This window comes from uncultured Lactobacillus sp., from assembly GCF_946477725.1.
Taxonomy (GTDB): domain Bacteria; phylum Bacillota; class Bacilli; order Lactobacillales; family Lactobacillaceae; genus Lactobacillus.
This window is the reverse complement of record NZ_CAMKZC010000006.1, coordinates 14282-34192: the sequence shown is the minus strand read 5'-3', so window position 1 is coordinate 34192 and position 19911 is coordinate 14282. Positions and strand designations below refer to the sequence as shown.

General features: G+C 34.2%; 17 protein-coding genes. 10 read left to right on the top strand and 7 right to left on the bottom strand.

Annotated features, from left to right (window positions below):
* Positions 1-181 precede the first annotated feature (181 nt).
* The 5 genes from Q0R51_RS04090 (at position 182) to Q0R51_RS04070 (ending at position 2692) form a co-directional block, all read left to right on the top strand.
* A complete protein-coding gene (locus Q0R51_RS04090; RefSeq protein WP_367178615.1) occupies positions 182-856 on the top strand; it encodes an HAD family hydrolase in 675 nt (224 codons plus the stop codon).
* A gap of 36 nt (positions 857-892) precedes the next feature.
* Entirely contained in the window at positions 893-1477 is a 585-nt protein-coding gene (locus Q0R51_RS04085; protein WP_294756908.1) for a DJ-1 family glyoxalase III, read from the top strand.
* Positions 1478-1658: 181 nt separating this feature from the next.
* On the top strand, positions 1659-1787 hold the full coding sequence (locus Q0R51_RS04080; RefSeq protein WP_294756907.1) for a hypothetical protein: 129 nt from the start codon (positions 1659-1661) through the stop codon (positions 1785-1787).
* Between the two features lie 24 nt (positions 1788-1811).
* Complete coding sequence (locus tag Q0R51_RS04075; RefSeq protein ID WP_294756904.1) at positions 1812-1934, top strand: hypothetical protein; 123 nt, start codon at positions 1812-1814, stop codon at positions 1932-1934.
* Complete coding sequence (locus tag Q0R51_RS04070) at positions 1904-2692, top strand: linear amide C-N hydrolase (protein ID WP_367178617.1); 789 nt, start codon at positions 1904-1906, stop codon at positions 2690-2692. The genes Q0R51_RS04075 and Q0R51_RS04070 overlap by 31 nt, the downstream gene beginning before the upstream one ends.
* A gap of 339 nt (positions 2693-3031) precedes the next feature.
* Here Q0R51_RS04070 and Q0R51_RS04065 read toward each other — a convergent pair whose 3' ends face one another.
* The 3 genes from Q0R51_RS04065 to Q0R51_RS04055 form a co-directional block, all read right to left on the bottom strand.
* Positions 3032-3433: a hypothetical protein gene (locus tag Q0R51_RS04065; protein WP_294756903.1), complete on the bottom strand. Its 402-nt coding sequence runs from the start codon at positions 3431-3433 to the stop codon at positions 3032-3034.
* 181 nt (positions 3434-3614) lie between these two features.
* Positions 3615-6218, bottom strand: coding sequence for a cation-translocating P-type ATPase (locus Q0R51_RS04060; RefSeq protein ID WP_294756901.1), 2604 nt, complete (start codon positions 6216-6218; stop codon positions 3615-3617).
* Between the two features lie 635 nt (positions 6219-6853).
* On the bottom strand, positions 6854-7615 hold the full coding sequence (locus Q0R51_RS04055) for a DeoR/GlpR family DNA-binding transcription regulator (RefSeq protein WP_294756898.1): 762 nt from the start codon (positions 7613-7615) through the stop codon (positions 6854-6856).
* A 192-nt stretch (positions 7616-7807) separates the two neighbouring features.
* On the opposite strand from Q0R51_RS04055, the gene Q0R51_RS04050 reads away from it, so the two are divergent.
* Genes Q0R51_RS04050 through hxlB form a run of 5 tightly spaced genes read left to right on the top strand, consistent with a single transcriptional unit; the run spans position 7808 to position 10994 of the window.
* On the top strand, positions 7808-8323 hold the full coding sequence (locus Q0R51_RS04050; RefSeq protein WP_046325313.1) for an RpiB/LacA/LacB family sugar-phosphate isomerase: 516 nt from the start codon (positions 7808-7810) through the stop codon (positions 8321-8323).
* A 9-nt stretch (positions 8324-8332) separates the two neighbouring features.
* Positions 8333-9691 (top strand): PTS galactitol transporter subunit IIC, encoded by a 1359-nt coding sequence (locus Q0R51_RS04045; protein ID WP_265667616.1) that lies wholly within the window; start codon positions 8333-8335, stop codon positions 9689-9691.
* Between the two features lie 18 nt (positions 9692-9709).
* Complete coding sequence (locus Q0R51_RS04040; protein WP_046325315.1) at positions 9710-9997, top strand: PTS galactitol transporter subunit IIB; 288 nt, start codon at positions 9710-9712, stop codon at positions 9995-9997.
* On the top strand, positions 9997-10443 hold the full coding sequence (locus Q0R51_RS04035; protein ID WP_046325316.1) for a PTS sugar transporter subunit IIA: 447 nt from the start codon (positions 9997-9999) through the stop codon (positions 10441-10443). Before Q0R51_RS04040 ends, Q0R51_RS04035 begins: the two co-directional genes overlap by 1 nt.
* An 8-nt stretch (positions 10444-10451) precedes the next feature.
* Positions 10452-10994, top strand: a complete 543-nt coding sequence (gene hxlB, locus Q0R51_RS04030) for a 6-phospho-3-hexuloisomerase (RefSeq protein ID WP_046325317.1) — start codon at positions 10452-10454, stop codon at positions 10992-10994.
* Between the two features lie 467 nt (positions 10995-11461).
* On the opposite strand, the gene Q0R51_RS04025 is transcribed toward hxlB, so the two are convergent.
* The 4 genes from Q0R51_RS04025 to Q0R51_RS04010 all read right to left on the bottom strand — a co-directional run bounded on the left by Q0R51_RS04025 (position 11462) and on the right by Q0R51_RS04010 (position 19910).
* Positions 11462-13393, bottom strand: a complete 1932-nt coding sequence (locus tag Q0R51_RS04025) for a PTS sugar transporter subunit IIA (protein WP_294756890.1) — start codon at positions 13391-13393, stop codon at positions 11462-11464.
* 52 nt (positions 13394-13445) lie between these two features.
* A complete protein-coding gene (locus Q0R51_RS04020; RefSeq protein ID WP_294756887.1) occupies positions 13446-16067 on the bottom strand; it encodes a glycoside hydrolase family 38 C-terminal domain-containing protein in 2622 nt (873 codons plus the stop codon).
* Between the two features lie 8 nt (positions 16068-16075).
* Entirely contained in the window at positions 16076-18748 is a 2673-nt protein-coding gene (locus Q0R51_RS04015) for a glycoside hydrolase family 38 C-terminal domain-containing protein (RefSeq protein WP_294756885.1), read from the bottom strand.
* Between the two features lie 64 nt (positions 18749-18812).
* Positions 18813-19910, bottom strand: coding sequence for a PTS fructose transporter subunit IIC (locus tag Q0R51_RS04010; protein ID WP_046325321.1), 1098 nt, complete (start codon positions 19908-19910; stop codon positions 18813-18815).
* Position 19911 lies beyond the last annotated feature (1 nt).

Here is a 19911-nt window from a genome sequence, read left to right as displayed (position 1 = left end):
AATTTTTACAAAAAACAATAATTTTTAACATGTTAATCAAAAATCCTTGAACTATAGTAAAAATAATAAAACTATTCAGGTGGCTGTGTGAGAACTCAGAAAAATTATGAGTAAAAACTTGTTCATAAATATTTGTCTTTAATTTAGCTTAGCTAATCGTTATAATGCAGAGGGTTAGTTAATGAAAGGAAAAGTACACTTGGCAAAATATGAAACTTTAATTTTTATTCTTGAAGGAAGCTTATTAAACGAAAAAGTTGCAGAACTAAATGCACTTAGTCAGACTTTGAAGTTGGCAGGCAGAGAATTTGGTCCAGCTCAGCGCATACAATATAACTCAGTACAGGAAAAGATTAAATTACTAGGATTTGATGAACGCATTAAATTAACTTTGCAGGAATTCTTTAAAAATGACTGGATTTCGGCGAAAGGCACTTTTTATAACCAGTTGCAAAAACAAGATCAGTTAAATAAAGATGTCTTGCCTTTTTTAGATGAAGTGAAAAATAAAGTTAACCTGATTTTGCTGACAAAAGAAAAAAAGGACGTGGCTTCATCCCGCATGCAAAATACAGAACTAATAAATTATTTTTCCGCGGTTTATTTTAAAGATGACTTGACTAGTAAATTACCAGATAAAAAGGTTTTGACAACAATATTGCAGCAGCAAAATCTACCGTCAGCAACTTGTCTAGTAATTGGGACAAACTTGGTCGATGAAATTCAGGGTGCCGCAAATGCTAACCTAGATTCCCTTTGGCTCGCGCCCAAGAAAGTAAAAATGCCAATTAGCCCTCACCCAACCTTACATTTAAATAAATTAAGTGATTTATTATTTTACCTGGAATTAAGCTAGTTTATAATAAAGTAAAAGGATTGTGAGGTAAAACAAATGAATAAAGTAGCTGTAGTTTTTGCCGATGGTTGTGAAGAAGTAGAAGGCTTAAGCATTATCGATGTGTTGCGCCGTTTAGGTGTACAAGCGGATATGGTTGGGCTTACTAGTACAACTGTCAATGGTGCGCACAATATCAAACTTACCTGTGATAAAACTGTTGCTGATAGTCTATTGGATTATGACATAGTAGCTCTTCCAGGTGGAACAACCGGAGCGGAAAATTTACGTGATAATGAAAAACTGGCCGATCTAATGATAAAACGGCATAACGCTGGCAAATGGGATGCTGCAATGTGTGCCGCCCCTATTGCTCTTGCCCGTTATGGCGTTTTAGCTGACGCTGATTATACTTGTTACCCTGGCTTTGAAAAGCAAACCGAAAAAGATGCACCAAGTGGTCACTTCAAGGAGGATATTACTGTAACTGATGTTGAACATAAAGTCATTACTAGTCGCGGTCCGGCAACTGCTTGGGCATTTGCATATGCAATTGCGGAAGTGCTAGGAATTGACACCAAGGATCTGAAAGCCGGCATGTTATACAATTATTTAGCTGACAATATTCAAGACAGTTTATAATTTAACACCAATAATAAAGGTGAAGCTTAACTGCTTCACCCTTTTATTTTGCCATTATGATTATTCAATACTTTACTAACTTTTTCAGTCAAAACCAGAAACAAAGCACTCAATTGCCTAGCTTTAAATAAACATGATAGAATTAAATTACACTTAAAATTTAATAACAGGAGGTATTAAAATGTGTACAACTATTGCAATTAAATCTGATAGTGGTGACGTATTTTGGGGACGGACAATGGACTTTACATTTGATCCCTTTAAACCTAGTGCAGATAGCAAAATGACTACTTTTCCTGCAAACTATTAATTAAAGGGTTTGCACCAAAGCTGGATGACCAAATATCCGTTTATGGGTATCAACGTCAATGATTCGCTTTTCTTTAACGATGGCATTAATAGTGCTGGAATCGTAGGAGATGCACAATTTTTAGAAAGGCCTCTTGGGATACAGTAGAAAATCTTAAAAAGCGCGGATTAAAGCCAATCATTGGTGAAGAAGTTGTTGCCTATGTTTTAAGTAATTTTGGCAGTATCACTGAAATAAAAGAAGCTTTTAAGCATCTTGGTCAAGAGAAAACGAATTATCCTGATTGGGAAAATGCAGACACAGGCATCCCTACCCCAATTCCAATGCATTATACCTTTAGTGATCCTAGCGGTAAAAGCGTAATCTTAGAACCAGTTAACAATGGTGCCTTCAAAATTTATGATGGCATTGGTGTGATGACGAATAGTCCGGAATATCCATGGCATCTTGATAATTTGCGGAATTACTTGCATTTAACTAATCACAATTTGGGTCATCACCAAATAAGCGATCAACTAGACATTAAACAAATTGAAAGTGGTTCGGGTCTACTGGGATTACCCGGTGATTACACTGCACCATCACGTTTTGTTCGTGGCACATTTATTTCTAAATTCCTAGCACCATTCCACTCTGATCAAGGAATTCCACAATTATATAATGTCTTTAAATCCGTCATGATTCCACGGGGACTAGAACATCTTCACGAGGGTGAAGACAAATGTGATTATTCTGGTTACTGGGCAGGATATGATGTTTCAGGCAGAAGTTTATATATTCAACCCGAAGACTGCCCAACAATGACCAAGTTTGTTCTGGACCCTGACACAACGTCTAAAATCACTCAACCTATTCAACACGACTTTAAAGTATTAGAAACTAAAAGACAAAAAGCTCTAGCTTAAAATTGTTTACCAGTTGATTTGAGTCATTAGTCTTTTAATTGTTCTATTTGAAACAAAATGCGTGTAAAAGTTTGATACTTTTACACGCATTTTTATAAACAACAACCATTTACCAACTAATAGTGATGGATATTGTGTATACGCTAAATCACCTTTATAAGCAAACCAGTCTTTTATTTCCTTTATTGATTTATTGGCAATTTTTTCGTTTTGACCGTGTAGCTTTTAGCCTCATTTTTAATTTGAATTAGTGATGGCTTTTTGCCTTCAAACGGTAAATCCATGACTTTTAATTCGGCTTTGATCAGTGGCTGTAAGGCTTTTTTCTTAAAATTTATATTATATTAAAGAAGTTAACCCAACCTTGATTTTGCCACTTTGATCAACTATGTGAGCAACCAATTCAACCCTACTGGTACCAAATTCAGTAATCTTAAATTTTATATTTTTATCTGCCATTTTCTTAACCCAGCTTCTGCCAATTAGTTTAGAAGTATCATTGATAACATCATTAACTGTGGGATAAACAATAGCATTCCGAGCCAATTTAAATACATAGCCTTCTTTAGAAAACCGTTTAGCAGACGTAACGGTCATACCCGGGTCTGTTGCCCGATTAATTGCTGCTGACTTAGCAGTATCATTATTCTCAGCTTTAACTATAGTTGAGTTAGCCAGCGCTGTAAAAGAAAAAAGGATGACTGCAGAACATAAAACTGTTCTCAAATACTTGTATTTCATTTTCTAAACTCAAAAACAAACTATATTAATTACTTGTAACAAAACTGTAATTTTATTACATTTATATGTCAATAATAAATATTTATTTAACTATCAAAAAGCAAAATGATTATCAATTTTTGCCAAATAAATAAGCCCTAAAAGTAAGACAACTTTCAAGACTTATTTTGAAATCAATTCTTTAGCAACTATTTTTTTCTACTTCCATTTTAATGTTGCTAGTCAAACGTTTATTCATTTCCAAAACAAAAATAGGAATTAAACTACCAATCAAAACGACCAGCCAGCCTTGAACGGGTAGCAAGGCAAAGTGCAAAAACTGTCGCAAACGAGGTAAGAGTGTCAGTGATAAAACCAGTATCATACTTAGTAACAGTCCCCAATTAAGCATTTTATTCGATCTAAAAGTTTGCATAGTAATTGGTTGCGAATCTTTAATAGCGTAGATATCAATCATGGAGCCAAGGGCTAAAACTAAAAAGACTAAAGTCATACTCACTTGCGCGTCATTAGCAGAAATAATAAATTTGCCATAGGCATAAACTCCCAGAGTTAAAACCGTGAAAGTTGTCGCTCTAACAATCATTCTTTGCATTAATCCGCGTCCAAGAAGACTCTCCTCATTACCTATTGGATCTTGATCCATTATATTTGGTTCACCCGGTTCTTTACTAATAAAGAATCCTGGTATCCCATCAGCAAGCACATTGATAATTAATAATTGTTCAGCTAATAGTGGTGCACCCCAACCCAAAATTGTACTAATAACCATTAAGAACATTTGAGCAAAATTAACACCAATTAAGAACTCTACCGCTTTAATAATATTTTGGTAGACTGTTCTACCCTCCGCCACAGCTTTAATAATTGTAGCAAAGTTATCATCAGTCAGAACCATATCCGCAGATTCTTTTGCCACTTCTGTGCCTGTGATACCCATGGCAATACCAACATCCGCAGCCTTCAAAGCAGGTGCATCGTTCACACCATCACCTGTCATGGCAACTGTTTTATTAAGTTCTTGCCAAGCTTGAACTATCCGAATTTTATCACTGGGAGTAACACGAGCATAAACACTGATATCTTGAATACAATTTTTTAATTCAGTGTCCGACATTTTCTGTAAATCGGTTCCTGTAATTGCTTTTTGGCCTGATTCCAAAATGCCAATTTCTTTAGCAATTGCTTCAGCGGTCACAAGATGGTCGCCAGTTATCATTATGGTTTTGATACCTGCTTGTTTTGCTCTATAAACAGCCGCTCTTGCTTCCGGCCGAGGTGGGTCAATTAAGCCAATCATACCTGCAAGCTGCAAGTTAGAGTTATTTTCATTCCAATTGGTTGGATCAGCAGTAGCAGGAATTATTTTATATCCTACTGCCAGCACCCTTAGCGCTGCTCTAGCCAGATCATCATGAGCCTTTTGGCCCGCTTTAATTGGTTCTTTTTCATCTAAGGGTAGTCTATCCCAAGCCCCTTTGACAATTACCAATTGGTTGCCATTATCTAGACGATGGACAGTAGACATCATTTTTTTATCAGAATCAAACGGATCTTCCGCTATCCGAGGGGCTTTTTCTTCTAACAGCTGGCGAGAACTTCCCTGCGCGTGTAACCAGTTCACAATTGCAACTTCAGTAGCATCACCAACAACTTCTTCTGAACCGTCTTTTTCCATGATTTTAGCATTATTAGCTAAACCTAACATCTTTAACAAATTTTGACCAGCTTCTGGTAAATCATCCGCTTTTTTAATGGCGGTTTCTGGAGTCCAATAATTAGTGATAGTCATTTTATTTTGAGTTAAGGTACCTGTTTTATCAGTCGCAATAACGTCAACATTGCCAATTGTTTCTACGGCACCAATCTGTCTGATAATAGCATTGCGGTTAGCCATTCTTTTGACACCGCGGGATAAACTGATAGTAACAATAATTGGCAAAGTTTCAGGTACAGCCGCAACTGCTAAAGATAGTCCAATCATTAAACTATCAGTTAAACTATTATTTTGCAGTCCTATGCTTAAGGCAAAAATCATCAGTCCACCTAGGCCAGCAAAAAATGTCATCCATTTTGACAGACTGTCTAACTTACCTTGAAGAGGAGTTTCCCGTTTATGAGTCTCATTTAAAAGATTGGCAATTTTGCCAAGCTCAGTTGCCATACCAATTGCATTAACTTGAACAAATGCCCGGCCACTAACAACTGAAGTTCCGGAGTAGACGCGCTCATCACTAGTCAAACTAGTTTTTGATTGAAAGCTTTTTTTAGAAACAGGTAAACTTTCACCAGTTAAAATTGCTTCATCAACAGCTAAATTAGTTTCATCTAAAATCACAGCATCTGCTGGAACCTGATCACCAGTGTTCAGATAAATCAAATCTCCGGGCACTAGTTCTGCAGCAGCGATTGTCACATCGTGCCCATCACGCCGACCATTAGCTGTTGGCAAACTCATTTCTTTGAGAGCTGCAAGTGATCTTTCCGCAGAAGCTTCCTGGTACAGTCCAATTACCACATTAATGACCAAAATTAGGCTGATTACAATGGTTTTGGTCCAACCACCGTTTTGAAAAACAGCTATATATGTCGCTAGAATTATTGCTAATAAAAGCACAAGAGATGAAATATCTTTAAGATGATGCCATATTTTTCTATACAATGGAACCGGGCGTTTTTCGAGCAACTCATTAGTGCCGAATTCACCACGCTTTTGTTCTACTTCAGCAGCAGTTAAACCGGACTTGGGGGTTTTCGTGAATAGTAGTTCTGACTTTTGGGACATGCTATCTCCTCCATTATTCGCTTATGAAATAAATTACAGTTAAGCTGTTTGTATAGATAAGTTAATTTACTGAAGTTATATGGCTCTTTATAGACCTAAATTTAATTTTATGTATTAAAGACAATGAGTTATTTACTTTTAAAAAAGCAGAAAGCCTCTGATAGCTATCCGAAGTTTTCTGCTCATTTAGTATTTAAAAGGTAGTTGTTAATTAACAACGTTTTTTATAAATTGTCTTTAGCTTAAAAATTTAATTTCTAAACTAAGCATCCTCTTTTCCTATACAAGCTTATTATTATTTTACATGAATTGTTATTTTTGAGCTACTTTAATGCTTATACTGTTAGCATTATAAGGCTGAAAAAGCTCAGTTTTTTGCTAAATAATTAATTTTGTTATTTAAAGCGTTTTATAAGGTACTTTTTATAATCTGACTAATAGTCAACCTACTATTTTGTTAACACAGCTAAAGCAAAAATTCTTACTTCATTTTTAAGCCGTTAACAGTGATTATGTACAAATAAGATTACAACACGATTGTAGTTGATTAAAAACTAAATTTATTAAAATAACCAGCCACTTTTGCATTGACTGGCTATTTTCTATCTTCTTAATTTTCAAATTATCTTTTTCACTTAAGTATTTTTTGCTTGAATAATATTAGTTAAAGAAGCCAAACTATCTACTTGAGCTTTCGAAATTACATTAGTTATTAAGGCAGTTATATTTTCCCAATTTGTTATTTGATAAAGACTCGATCCTTCAAATTTAGTAGAATCAGCTAGAACATATTTTTTATTTGAATGCTCTAATAAAAGCTTATCAACACCATAATCAGAATATGAAGGCGTCGTTGGACCGTTATGACCAGCAAAATTATCTGAACCTATAAAACACATATTAGCTTTTATACTATTAATTGCTTCATTAGTCCATCCCCCATAAACCGAGGACGATTTAGCTCTAATCTTGCCACCAAAAAAATAAAGTTCGTTGTCTGAATTTGCTAACGCAGTTGCTACAGGAAAAGAATCAGTATAAATTTTTAAATTCTTTTTAGCTACTAATAATTTTGCCAACTCTAAAACTGTGCTACCTGACCCAAGAATAATCGACGAATTATCTAATATAAGTTTGAATGCTGCAACTGCTATTAATTTTTTTAATTTGATTTGCTTTTCTTGTCTCACAGTAAACGAGTTTTCAATAAGACTATTTAAGGCTGTCGCTCCACCATGTTCTTTAATAATGTAACCTTTTTGGTCTAGGAAAGTTAAATCTTTACGGATAGTCTCGTAGCTAACTGAAAATTCGTTTGAAAGGTGATGAACTGTAACACTACCTTTCTTTATGATTTCAGTTAAAATATCATTTCTTCTTTTATTCGTTAATTTCATTTATTTACTCACCTTTTAAACTTTTTACTCAAGAATATCATAGATTATAATTTTTGTTACTTCTATGCTATAAAAATTGGTTTTAATTGCTTTTAATTACTAAAAAAGTATATTTTTGCGGTTGACACCAATTAAAACAAATTTTATAATTGGCTTTGTAATAACATTAAGCGTTTACAGAAAGGAAATTGTATGAAAAAAATAGCAATAGCATGTGATGATATTGGTTTCGAGCGGAAAGAAGCCATCAAGAAATACTTGGAGGAAGAAAAGAATTACAGAGTCGTTTGGGATCCCGTTAAAAAGCCTGAAGATGGCAAGAATACTTTTGCTAAATTAGCTGATAAGATGGCAGAAGTTATTCAAAAAGATGAGTGCAGATTAGGTGTATATATATGTGGCACAGGAATTGGTTTTACTATGCAGGCTAATAAACACTGGGGTATAAGAGCAACAGCAGTAACTAATCCGTACTCTGCTAAAAGGGCAAGGTTAAGCAACAATGTCCAAATCATAGGCTTGGGAGCGAGAGTAAATGGTTTACCTTACATGGAAATGGTACTTGATGCTTTCTTAGATGAACCATTTGATTTTAAAAATTCCAGACCAAATTCTAGAGCAAACTTATTGGAAGCCAAAAAAGATGATGACCGTAATCTGAAAAAGCCTGATTATGTAGCTTGGAACATGGGTTTCACGGAAGAATAGGAGTTAAAAATGGAAATAATTACTCAATTTATTAATAATCTTGGTAACTTTATTTTTATTCCTTTAATATTTTTAGTGTTAATGAAAGCTGTAGGTCGGTCATGGGCAGAATCAATTTCTTCTGCCATGAAAGTTGGTATTGGTTTTATAGCTTTGACCATGGTCACTTCTTTCATGCTTGATAAAATGCAACCAGCAATTACTGGCTTAGCTAAAAGAACTGGCTCTTCATTGCAAGCAATTGACGTTGGTGGCGCAGCGACAGCAGTTATGGGTTTCGGCTCAAAAGTCGGAGCAGTTATAATTCCTTTGTGCGTAGGTATTAATATTATTTTATTACTGTTAAAATTGACAGACTGTATAAATGTTGATGTTTTCAACCTACACCAGAACGCCTCAATGGGCGCGATTGTATATGCTTACTCTGGTAATTTCTGGTATGGTTTACTTACCGCTGGTATTTTTCATATGTGGGCATTATTTATGGCTGATTTAGGAGCTAAGCAGAATGAAAAATTCTTTAATTTACCTGAAGGAGTTTCTATTTCACACCCCGTTGCAAATACATATATGATTTTTGCCTACCCTATGAATTGGATTTTTGATCATATTCCAGGAGTCAGAAAATGGAATGTAACCGCTGAAACTATTCAGAAAAAATTTGGCGTGTTTGGTGACCCCACTATTGTAGGTTTTATCATTGGTGTTCTCTTGGGATTTGCAGGTTATAGCTGGTCAAATCCTGGCGATACAATAATTCAAAGTTTACATTTAGGTATGTACCTAGCAGCCGTTATGCTCTTGTTACCAAAAATGACTTCCATCATGATGGAAGGTCTGGTGCCTTTATCAAATGCTGTTCGAAAGAAAATGACTAAAGCCTTCAAAGGCCGTGATATTACAGTAGGTATGGATACTGCACTAGTAATAGGAAATCCTGACGTAATTGCACCAGCCTTGCTTTTAATCCCAGTCATCGAAATTATTGCAGTCTTTCTTCCTGGCAATAAAGTCATGCCGATGGGTGACTTATCCCAATTTGTATTCTTTATTGCATGTATGGTTCCTATTTTTCATGGCAACATTATTAGAACTTGGATTACTTCAATTTTAATGTTTACTCCAGGATTATATATAGCTTCTTGGATGGCCAAACCAACAACCCAAGTATTCAGAGAATTTGGCAGTGGTGCTAAAAATGGCGTTATGTATTCATCATTAAATCCATCAGCTAATCCATTTACAGGTTTGTTTGCTGAAGCTTCTCGTCTTGGCTTGTGGTCATATATTGTGATTGCCGTGATAATAGTTGCTTTTGGTTATTGGCTTAAAAAGTATGAACGTAGACAAAATTCTTTAGCTAAATAGAAATTAAGGAGATATATCATGAAAAAAGTGTTAGTAGTTTGTGGAAATGGAATTGCATCATCTTCTGTTATGTTGGCAGAACTACAAGATTATTTGAATGACCAAAGCGTTTCTGACGTGAATTTAGATAAAAAATCTTTGATGGACTGCACAGATGATGTTTTCAATGGCTATGATTTAATCGTTTCATCCACTAAATTGGATAAGCCAAATGTTACAACACCAATAATTGTAGGAACTGCCCTTTTAACGGGTATAAATGAGGACTCAGTTTTAGAAGAAATAAAAGACGAGCTGACCAAATAATGAAAATCTTTGTACAATCAAATAATGATATTATTCCAGACTATCAAAAAGCTATCAAAATTGCTGGAAAACCGTTATTAGCTGAAAAATTAATATCTAATGAATTTACTAAGGCCTGCATTGAAAGGGAAAAAGATTTTCCTACAGGATTACAAGTTAATTCTGATTTAGGCATTGCGATTCCACATGGAAATCAAAACTTTGTCAACACAAGCAGTGTTAGCTTTGTTCGATTTTCTCATCCAGTAAAATTTGGTCGCATGGATGATAAATCAAAAGATGTGAAATGTAGTTTTATTTTTAATTTAGCTTTAGCAAAAGGTGATGAACATTTAACCATGTTGCGTACCCTTATGAAACTATTTCAAAATAAAGATTTTCTACAAAGTGTTAAAAATAAGAAAGATAAAGAGTTAGAAGAATATCTTTATCAAAAATTGAATTAGGAAAATATATGGCATTTGAATTAAAAAAAATATGCGAAGAAATCAATAATGTTGATGATCCAGTAGATGAAAAAACTTTAAATAGAATCTGTCAATTAATAATAAATAGTAATCATATCTATTTTTCAGGTTCAGGTCGTTCAGGCTTAATGATAAAATCCTTTGCTAACAGGTTACTGCAATTGGGACTAGAAGTTAGCGTTGTTGGAGAAATTTCTTCTCCTCATACACATTCAAATGACTTATTAATATTTAATTCTGCTTCGGGAAAATCAGAGAAACTAATAGCCCAGGCGAAGATAGCAAAAAATAACGGTTTAAAAGAAATTCTCTTTACTGTTGATAACAATAGTCCATTAGCGCAATTTTGTGAAATAGTTGTGCAAATTAATGCCCAATCTAAATTTGAGCACAATAAATCTATTCAACCAATGGGAGCTTTGTTTGAACAGTTTTCACTACTTCTATTTGACAGCATCGTTTTGAGATTAATGAAAGAACTTAATATTACAGAGGAACAAATGATACAAAACCATGCCGATATTGAATGATTAAAAATTGAAACTCATATATAAATAAAAGTCAATAAATATTGGTATGAACCCCCAAAGTCTATGACAAATTTGGGGGTATTTTTATGGTTAAAAACCATGGAACTTAAAACAATTTCCTTGATGATGGGTTAACTGAAGGTACTTTAACATATCTTAAAAATGCTTTGTGGTTTTGAAAAATTCTATAAATTTAATTAGGTACTACCTTTAGTACTATAATTAGAAACAGATACGATCAAGGCGAATTAACTTTAAATCAGGTTTAAATTTCAGTAATATACAAACAAAGAGCACAAGTTGGAAATCCAAATCTTGTGCTTTTATTAATTATATAAATTGTTTGCTAATGTACTTACATTAACCAAGGAATATTACGATCCTCTAAAATAAATAATTAAAAATGTTGTAATGCCTGTTGACAAAAAGCCATTATTTTCTAGTTAATTATTTAAAATCAGATCATCTCAATAACTATTTTGAATCAATTTACTGATTGCTGTTTTAACATCTTTAGGAGTAGAGCTTTTATCAATAATATCTCTAAATGTAGAATTAGTCTGTAAATCGACAATAAAATCAAATAATTTTTGAATACTTAAATAGTCCTGTCGAGCAATTGCTAATAAAAAAACGTATTTCACTTCATTTTTTTCATCCCACATAATCGGCTGTGAAAGACGTGCAAAACAAACCTTAGATTTATTGGTAGCATAGCCTAAAGAGTGCGGTATTGCAATTTTACCACCAACTGCTGTTGAGTACATTTTTTCTCTTTCATATACTTTTTCTTTGAAGTCTTTATTGACGATCTTTTTTTGCTCTAATTTTTTAATTAACATATTTAAGAGTTCATTTTTAGACAATTTCTCTTTTAATAGATAAATATTATCTTCATCAAACAACTTATCAATTGTCCGATATGGATTATTGAGAGATTTTAAATAATCTGATAATTGTAACATATCATTGTGAAAATTTGCTAAATCTATTTGTATTACTGGCACGGCAGCATTGTTAATAGGTACCATTGAAATCAAAAAATCGTTATTATTTGCTTTGCCTTCTAAGTATTCATCATAAGTATAAGTACCGGTAATGTTCAAAAACGAGGCAAACTGTGTTTCCAATTTTGCCCTTACCAAAACTGCAGTTGATACTCCAGAACCACAGATCAATGCAGCATTCTTTTTTGAAGAACGATTGCCTTGTCTTTCAATTGAAGCACCAATATGAAGAGTTATAAAAGACAACTCATCGTCATCTAATTTAAGATCTAGCATGTGTTCCAAAATGGGAGCAGAATAGGCAGTAATTTCATAGGCATACGGAAAGGTCGACAAGATCACATTTAATAATGGGTTTTTACGCTTACCATTTACTTTTTTAATCTTAACTAAATTCGTCAAATGCTGAATTAAATTCACCCGCAATTCTTGATCGTTTAATAGGTTGATAGCAAATTCACTCTTAATATTTTGCAGGAAAAAGGTGACCGCTTTTGCAATACTTTCTTTAGCATTAGACTTATTGGTATAAATAACACATTCAGGAAAGTTTAATGCAAAATGATATACCAAATCATCTTTTTCTTTTTGATTTAGTTTAATTGCAAATTTACTTTCTATTTTTACAAATAATTCTTTTAAATTTTTCAGTACATCCTTTTTGATATTTGCATGTGTACTTGCTTCCAAGTGAAAGTTTAATTTGATTCGTGAAATAGTTAATGCGAAATGCAAAATAATATTTTTAGTGTTAATGTCAGAAATATGATAACTATAATGTCTTAAAAACGCATGGATAAGTTTTTTTAACTTATCTAGATCGACATTAGCTAAAATGGTTCTTTCTTTTTCAGTGAAGTCAATAATATAATTATCTGATTTTTTATTAATTAACTTTGCAATAATAAAGTTTCGTTTATCTGCTTCAGAACCTTTTACTCTATAAACATCATTTGATTTATTTACTTTAAGATTAAATTTACTAAATTCTTTTTTAATAGTTACAAGGTATGAAAAAAAGGTATTATCACTAATGAAAAACTTTTCCACTAAATCTGATAATTTTACCCTATCATTTACCAGTAAATATTGCTCAACTGCAGCAATACGCTCCTCTGACCTAGTAACCGGCAAATCACTTTTAGCAACTTTGAGTAACTTAGCTCTAGTTTCTGCATCTACATTTGTTAAATAAAAACCAGCACCCCGTTTATTTTTGATAGTCACCTTAAAAATAGTTAATTCTTTATTTAAAGCTTGAATATCGGATCTGATAGTCCTCGTGCTTACATTACACTTTTGTGCTAAAAAGGAGGTTGAAACGTAGCGATTGGCAGAATCATTCAATAAAAGTTCAAGAATTTGTCCTAATCGTTTATAGGATAGTTTCAAATTATCACCTCATTTTCATTTGCACTTCTTTCAGTAAATACTTGCGCTTAACCTAGATCTTTTTTATTAAAGTAATCATGTCATAAGGCGCAATTTTAAAATCTTGTGCAATAATTTTTTCTAAGCCATCAACTTCAATAAAATCTTTTTCTTTAAGATATGAAACATCTTTTTCTGTGTTAGTCATATTAGACAGACGCAGTACCAAATGTTTTTTTATTGTATAAGACAAATAAAGTGCAGAAACTTCAATGTCACTATTAATATTCAGCCAATTTTCGGTTTTCTTAAGTTGAGGCAAATTTGGTGCAAATTCTACATCCCACAATTTGTTATCTAGCCTATTTATGAACAGATTATGTTTTTGCATTTGGTAACTGACTGCAGGAGAATACCATCTAGAAATAACTTGAGACAGATTTTCTTCTCTTAATTGACTTCCGCTTGGAACATATAAGCCAAAATTAAACTCATTAACACCCAACTCTTGTGCCATTGGAGTAGGCATCATCACATGGCCAACGGATGTAGTGTCACCAGAAGCTCTACCTGGTCGCCATAATAAGTTCGGTTTCCCCAGCTGACCGGTTGTAGCCATTAAAGTAATAAAAAGTGAATCATCCTTTTTTTCATATTCTTTTTGACCTTCTCCTAAAAAGTACAATCCTACCTTTGAATTATTTAAACCGACACAACGATCAAAAATATAAATATTCACCGGTTTTTCAACAAATTCATCGTTCCAGTTATCAGCAATTTTTTCATTAGTTGTTTTTCTAAATCCACCCTGGATTTGTGCATGAACATTATCTGTTTCAAGACCAGTTTTCAATCTAAGTCTTAAGCGGTGAGAAAGAGCCTGATTATCCACTATCAACTTAGCTGATATCACTGGAGAATTAGCAACCATAGTCAAAGTAAGCTGGAAATTTACCGCTACTTGCTTCGCATTTTGACTGTTAGCTCTGTCCTCTAAATCGTAAGGTAATGACCAGGAACCACTTAATTGCAGTGTCTCGATGTCTTTTGCCTTAGCAACCTTAATTTTTCCCTGCCACGGAAGGCGCATTTCGCGATCATTTCTTAGCGGTGAAAAATCATATGTGTCACCATCATTTGCTTGATCATAAACACTGATGACATCCGTAAAAGTTTTATTTTTAGTAACTAAATTAAATTTGCCATCCAGATAATTAACTGTGGCTTCCTTATTTGCGATTGAACTGCCCTTTTGTAGCCTAAGCTTAGGCACTACGCTCTCACTATTCTCAAAATGAATAACCTGATATCCTAATCCCTTCATTTCGATATATAAACTAACTTTTAATTTGAAATAGCCAGATTCATCTTTAAATTCATAACCATTAGGAGTTAACTGCATAATATGAGGTCTAGATTTGACTACTTTACAGTCCACAATGACTGCTTTATTTTGAGTTGGAAACTTAACATTAGCAGAACTGGAAATAATTTCTACGACTTTTCGTCCCTTAAAGCTATAAGGATCAGTATTAAAAACCAAAACGTCATGATCTGATAATGAAAGCCGTTGAGCCAACCTTTTCTTAATGTAATTTTCTAAACCATCTGCTATTTCAAAAGCCTGTTTGTAGCGCTCATTGATATCTAACGCCACGTTATCAGTAACACTGCCACCCATCGTATCGTGTGGTTGCGCTTTGAACAACAATTTCCATAACTTAATAACTATGCCATTTGAAATTGGAATACCTGCATATTGGGCGATTACCATTAAAGGTTCCAAACGCCGAGTTATAACTTGCTCAAGTTTAAAGTTTTTACGTTTATTTCTAGATCTGACAGAGCAAATGGTTCTATGGACTCTGGAATAAGTGGGGTATCTCAGTTCTCCTTGAAACTCAGGTAATTTTTTCGTCCGCAATTTTTGCATAAATTCGGGGTATGAACTAATTACAACTTCATGTTTAGAATACTGATTTACTTGAGCAATTGTCTTTGAAAGATCATGAATTATATTCATTTGGTCTATGCCGGAAGGTACAAGGACTTCAGAATTATTGCCATGTAATGCTTCAAAATCTATCCCTTTATCCAGCCGGTTTTTGACAAAATCCTTTAAATTGCGCTTTGATTCCAGATCTATTTGCCCAGTAAAATAGCCTAAAGGGAAATTGGCAGCAAATACTGCTTTTCCACCTAATGCTTTCCATTTAAAATAGACGGATTTAGTTTGTCTCTTAAAATTCGTACCGCGCCACGATAGAAAGTCATGAATTCCGACTTGATTTAAAATCATCGGTAAATTTGCGTTGAAACCAAAGGTATCTGGTAAATAACCTAATAGCATCGGTTCACCATAATTTTGTCTGGCATCTAAAATTCCGATAATCAGATTTCTTATTAAAGATTCAGCATTAGGGGCAAGAGCGTCTGTTTGAGTATACCAAGGCCCAATGAAGAGTTGTCCCCGATTAACTAATTTATGAATTCTACCTTTGGCTTCAGGATGAATCTCAACGTATTCATCTACAATAGACATCTGACCATCAAGAGTAAAATTAGCCTCCGGATGTTCTTCAAGTTCGTTCAATACTTCTGTAAATAATTGATCGCTCAATACCTGTGCATCTTGCGTAGTAAAGTACCATTCACGATCCCAATGAGTGTGATTAACAAAATATGCTTTAACCATAATATCTCCTAAAACTCAAAATAAATTGTCATAAACTTAGCGTGTCCAATTTTTGGTAAAATTACTTGCTTATTCTTAATTTTTAAATCTTGTAAAATATGCTCCCTTAAATCAACTAGTTGAACTATCTTAGGCTGTTTAACAAAAGTGATTTGTTCACTCACTTGGTGAAATTTGGGGTTATAGAGTCGTAAACAATATCCTAGACCAGAACTTGATCTTTCAATTGTACTTACTGTCAACTTGTTTTCAGTTTTAAATAAGCTAAATTCAGGTTCTAAAAACTGTCTACACGGATTCAATGGAAAAGTTAGCCTACCGTTTAAAAATTCTGCATATTCATAGACTTGCAAAGGAGATTCGTAGTCTTTAACTTCATTAGCTAAATTTGACTGATCATAACTGGATTGTCCTGTAGTCAGTGCAAATTTAAATTCCAATTTATGATTTAATTGCGCGTTAGGCGTCGGGACTGTTTCATCCCCGGAGGCGCGACCAGGACGATATAATAAATCACTTTTGCCTAGCATGCCAAAAGTGCGGAAAAGAGTTAGCCTTATAACAGAATCTTTTTTACTAGTACACTCATATTCTCTGACCGTTTGAGGAATAACAGCTATATTTCTTTTAGCATTTGAAAGACACACAAAACTTTGCATTGTATTGATAGAAATTGGTTTTTCTTGCCATTTTTCTTGATTTTGCGCCCAATCTGCTAAGTCTTTCTCTTTTGCAAGAGGACGTTTGATTGTGCCAAATTGAATATCTGCAATACTAAAATTAGTATCAAGTTGACTAGCAAAATCAACGCAGAGCCTGTGACTCAACGGCTTAGTATTGTCAACTTGAACTTTAAACTTAATCATTTTAGCGGACTTGGTTAATTTAACAACCATTTTTACAGGCATTTCAGTGTCGGTTATTCCCTGACTTCTCATTTCCAAATTTTTAGGAACCATGTAATTAAACAAGATAATTAATTTATCTTGCAATTTGCCATGCGATACCTGCACCTGATGTTTTTGACTAGTCGAATAAGTTATTAAATCTTTTTTTGCAGGTGAATAATTATATGAATCTCCCCCGTCACCGTTTTCTTCTAGAATTGCTTGATTTGAATAAAGCTTTTTATTCAGTTTATCTAAAATATTCAAACTGCCATCTGTGTTAACAGAAATTTGATAATACTCATTTTCAATTTTCGTATCAGCAATTGCTAATTTATTTAACTCTATTTCCTTGTCCTCAAGTGGTATTAGGTAAAATTGCTTATAACCATAAGGCGGAATTTCACCAAAATCAATATTCAAGTTGATACAGTAAACTTTTTTCGGGGTATAAATATTTTCTCCCGGATTTAGTTGGATAGTGGCACCCTTTATCAAATTAGTGTTATCTTTGATTGAATTAATTTCGTATGCTATCTCATTGTTTTCATAATCGACAATCTTAAAATTGCGACTTGGAATATACAGAGTCTTATTAATTACTTCGTCTCTTACAAAGGGCAATGTATTAAATACTGTCAAAGTAATCGGATGCTTTTCACTTTTAATAAGTGTAGAAATGAAACGTAAAGTCGAATCAACTAGGCTTTCAGCAGTATCTTTCACTTCCAGATACCGCATTTTTATCGCATTGTTAACTCTATCAGATACACAATTACCCATTGAATCGTGTGCCGCATTTTTACCCATTTTTTGCCACAAGCTTTTTATTGCTGCAAAAGGATAATCTAGACCAAAATAACTGCCCATGGACAAAACAGGCTGCACAATGTTAGTGAGATAATTTTGTAATTCCGTATTTAATTTTTTGATATCTGCTCGAGAAGAATAGATCGACTTGTGAACACGCATATCTTTGCCACAATCCTGCTCACCTCTAACCACTGCCAGGTCAGGCTTATCTTTTTTCACTGCGTCAATATATTCTGGCAACGATGCTACCTTAAATCGGTATTCTTTCTCATTAGCATCATTTAACTTTGTAATTAAATCTGGCAAGTCATGTCTTAATGGAGCCATATCTGAACCATTCGGAAATAAAATGTTATTTGTTGTTGCTTGTTGGACTACAGTTTTGAAGGGTTCAGTTTTCATTAATGCTGATAACTTATTTTCATCAATTACGCCCCCGATAAAATAGCCACAAGCCATGCGAAACACATTGATTCGGGAACCATCTTCACCCTGCCAAATAAATTCAGATTTTTTAGTGTCCGCCATTGAAAAGCCACGATATAAAACTGCATCTTTGATGCCAAAACTAGAGTATATTTGCGGCAAACTTGACTCTTGACCAAACGAGTCCGGTACATAAGCTACATTCATGTATCCGCCTAAATCGGATGCGGCACTTGTCCCGATTCTGAGGTTATTAATGATACTTTCACCAGCTGCCATGAACTGATCAGTTTGGGTATACCATGGTCCTAAGAAAAGTTTCTTTTCTTTAACTAATTTTTTTACACGCTCAATATCTTGCGGATGCCAAGATAAATAATCTTCAATTAAAGAAGTTTGACCATCTAATAAAAAACTACCGTACTTTTCGTTTTTTTCTAAATGATCAATTACATCTTTTAAGTCTTTAATTAAATATGCTTTAGCTCGTTCTGAAGTAAAAAACCATTCTCTGTCCCAGTGAGTATGCGGGACAACAAAAACTTTTTTTATCATTCTGTCTCCTAAATAAAAAAACTATAGCTTAAAAGGAATATTTTCTTAAACTATAGTTTTATTTCTACTGAATATTTAACTTGATGTCGTCGTCACTCACTGATTCATCACCAGATGAATCCTTATCTGTAAAGTCAGCAATTAATGGTGCAACTATAGCTATAAATAAAGCACAAACAAAAATACCAGCAAGATAAGCAAAAATATTATCTGCAGTCAAAATTCCGGGTAAACCGCCTAAAGGTGGAATATGGGATTTCACTCCTAAAAATGCACCTGTGGCCGAACCTAGAGCTCCACCAAGTACATTAACAATTATCAGTTGTGGGGCCTTCATCATGAATGGAATCGCACCTTCAGTAATACCAAAAGTTCCCATAATTAAGTTGTTATGTCCCATTTCTAATAATTCGGCAGAAAATCGCTTCTTAGGCCAAATGAAACTCATAAGCGCATAACCCATTGGAATAGCGCAAATAGCAATGTTGGTATATAAACATGGCTGATAAATGCCTTCTATAAAGAAGAAGTTTCCTACCCCCCAAGCTGCTTTATTAACTGGTCCACCCAGGTCAACACCGATCATGCCTCCCATAATGGCAGCTAATAAGACAGCATTAGTCTTTTGTTCGACCATATACTTAACCCAAGATGTTAAGCCATTATTAATCCAAGCTAGTGGTGGCGTTAAAATAACACCTACAAAGAGCGCCACTGAGCCAACAGTTAAAAGCGGCATGACAATAAGTTCAATTGCCGAATTCCATTTATCTGGAACTTTAATCTTGCGGCACCAACGTGCTACATAGCCGGCAATGAGTCCAGCAGCGATGGCTCCAATAAAGCCAAGTTGATTATTAGTAGCTAACTGACCACCGATAAAACCAGCACCTAAAGCTGGTTTGTCACCGAGAGCGTAAGCAATATAGCCACCAATTACCAAGTTAACTAAGCCAATACCAATCCAACCTACTGAGTTTATTTGATAAAGAATATGGAAAAAGCCACCGGTTTTAGCAAACTTAGATAAATTACCATATCCAAAGCACATACCAATCAATTGCGGTACACCAACAACAAGTGCACCACCGATAACAGTTGGGATCATGTATGAGATCCCACTCATGATTGCTCCTTCCCACTCTTTCAAAATTCTTTTCATA

Excerpts from the sequence above, each read along its gene's own strand:
- Q0R51_RS04055 (WP_294756898.1), bottom strand. The coding sequence starts at position 7,615 with ATGAAATTAACGAATAAAAGAAGAAATGATATTTTAACTGAAATCATA.
- Q0R51_RS04040 (WP_046325315.1), top strand. The coding sequence starts at position 9,710 with ATGAAAAAAGTGTTAGTAGTTTGTGGAAATGGAATTGCATCATCTTCT.
- Q0R51_RS04080 (WP_294756907.1), top strand. The coding sequence starts at position 1,659 with ATGTGTACAACTATTGCAATTAAATCTGATAGTGGTGACGTATTTTGG.
- Q0R51_RS04045 (WP_265667616.1), top strand. The coding sequence starts at position 8,333 with ATGGAAATAATTACTCAATTTATTAATAATCTTGGTAACTTTATTTTT.
- Q0R51_RS04060 (WP_294756901.1), bottom strand. The coding sequence starts at position 6,218 with ATGTCCCAAAAGTCAGAACTACTATTCACGAAAACCCCCAAGTCCGGT.
- Q0R51_RS04010 (WP_046325321.1), bottom strand. The coding sequence starts at position 19,910 with ATGAAAAGAATTTTGAAAGAGTGGGAAGGAGCAATCATGAGTGGGATC.
- Q0R51_RS04020 (WP_294756887.1), bottom strand. The coding sequence starts at position 16,067 with ATGGTTAAAGCATATTTTGTTAATCACACTCATTGGGATCGTGAATGG.
- Q0R51_RS04050 (WP_046325313.1), top strand. The coding sequence starts at position 7,808 with ATGAAAAAAATAGCAATAGCATGTGATGATATTGGTTTCGAGCGGAAA.
- Q0R51_RS04090 (WP_367178615.1), top strand. The coding sequence starts at position 182 with ATGAAAGGAAAAGTACACTTGGCAAAATATGAAACTTTAATTTTTATT.
- hxlB (WP_046325317.1), top strand. The coding sequence starts at position 10,452 with ATGGCATTTGAATTAAAAAAAATATGCGAAGAAATCAATAATGTTGAT.
- Q0R51_RS04085 (WP_294756908.1), top strand. The coding sequence starts at position 893 with ATGAATAAAGTAGCTGTAGTTTTTGCCGATGGTTGTGAAGAAGTAGAA.
- Q0R51_RS04065 (WP_294756903.1), bottom strand. The coding sequence starts at position 3,433 with ATGAAATACAAGTATTTGAGAACAGTTTTATGTTCTGCAGTCATCCTT.
- Q0R51_RS04015 (WP_294756885.1), bottom strand. The coding sequence starts at position 18,748 with ATGATAAAAAAAGTTTTTGTTGTCCCGCATACTCACTGGGACAGAGAA.
- Q0R51_RS04075 (WP_294756904.1), top strand. The coding sequence starts at position 1,812 with ATGACCAAATATCCGTTTATGGGTATCAACGTCAATGATTCGCTTTTC.
- Q0R51_RS04035 (WP_046325316.1), top strand. The coding sequence starts at position 9,997 with ATGAAAATCTTTGTACAATCAAATAATGATATTATTCCAGACTATCAA.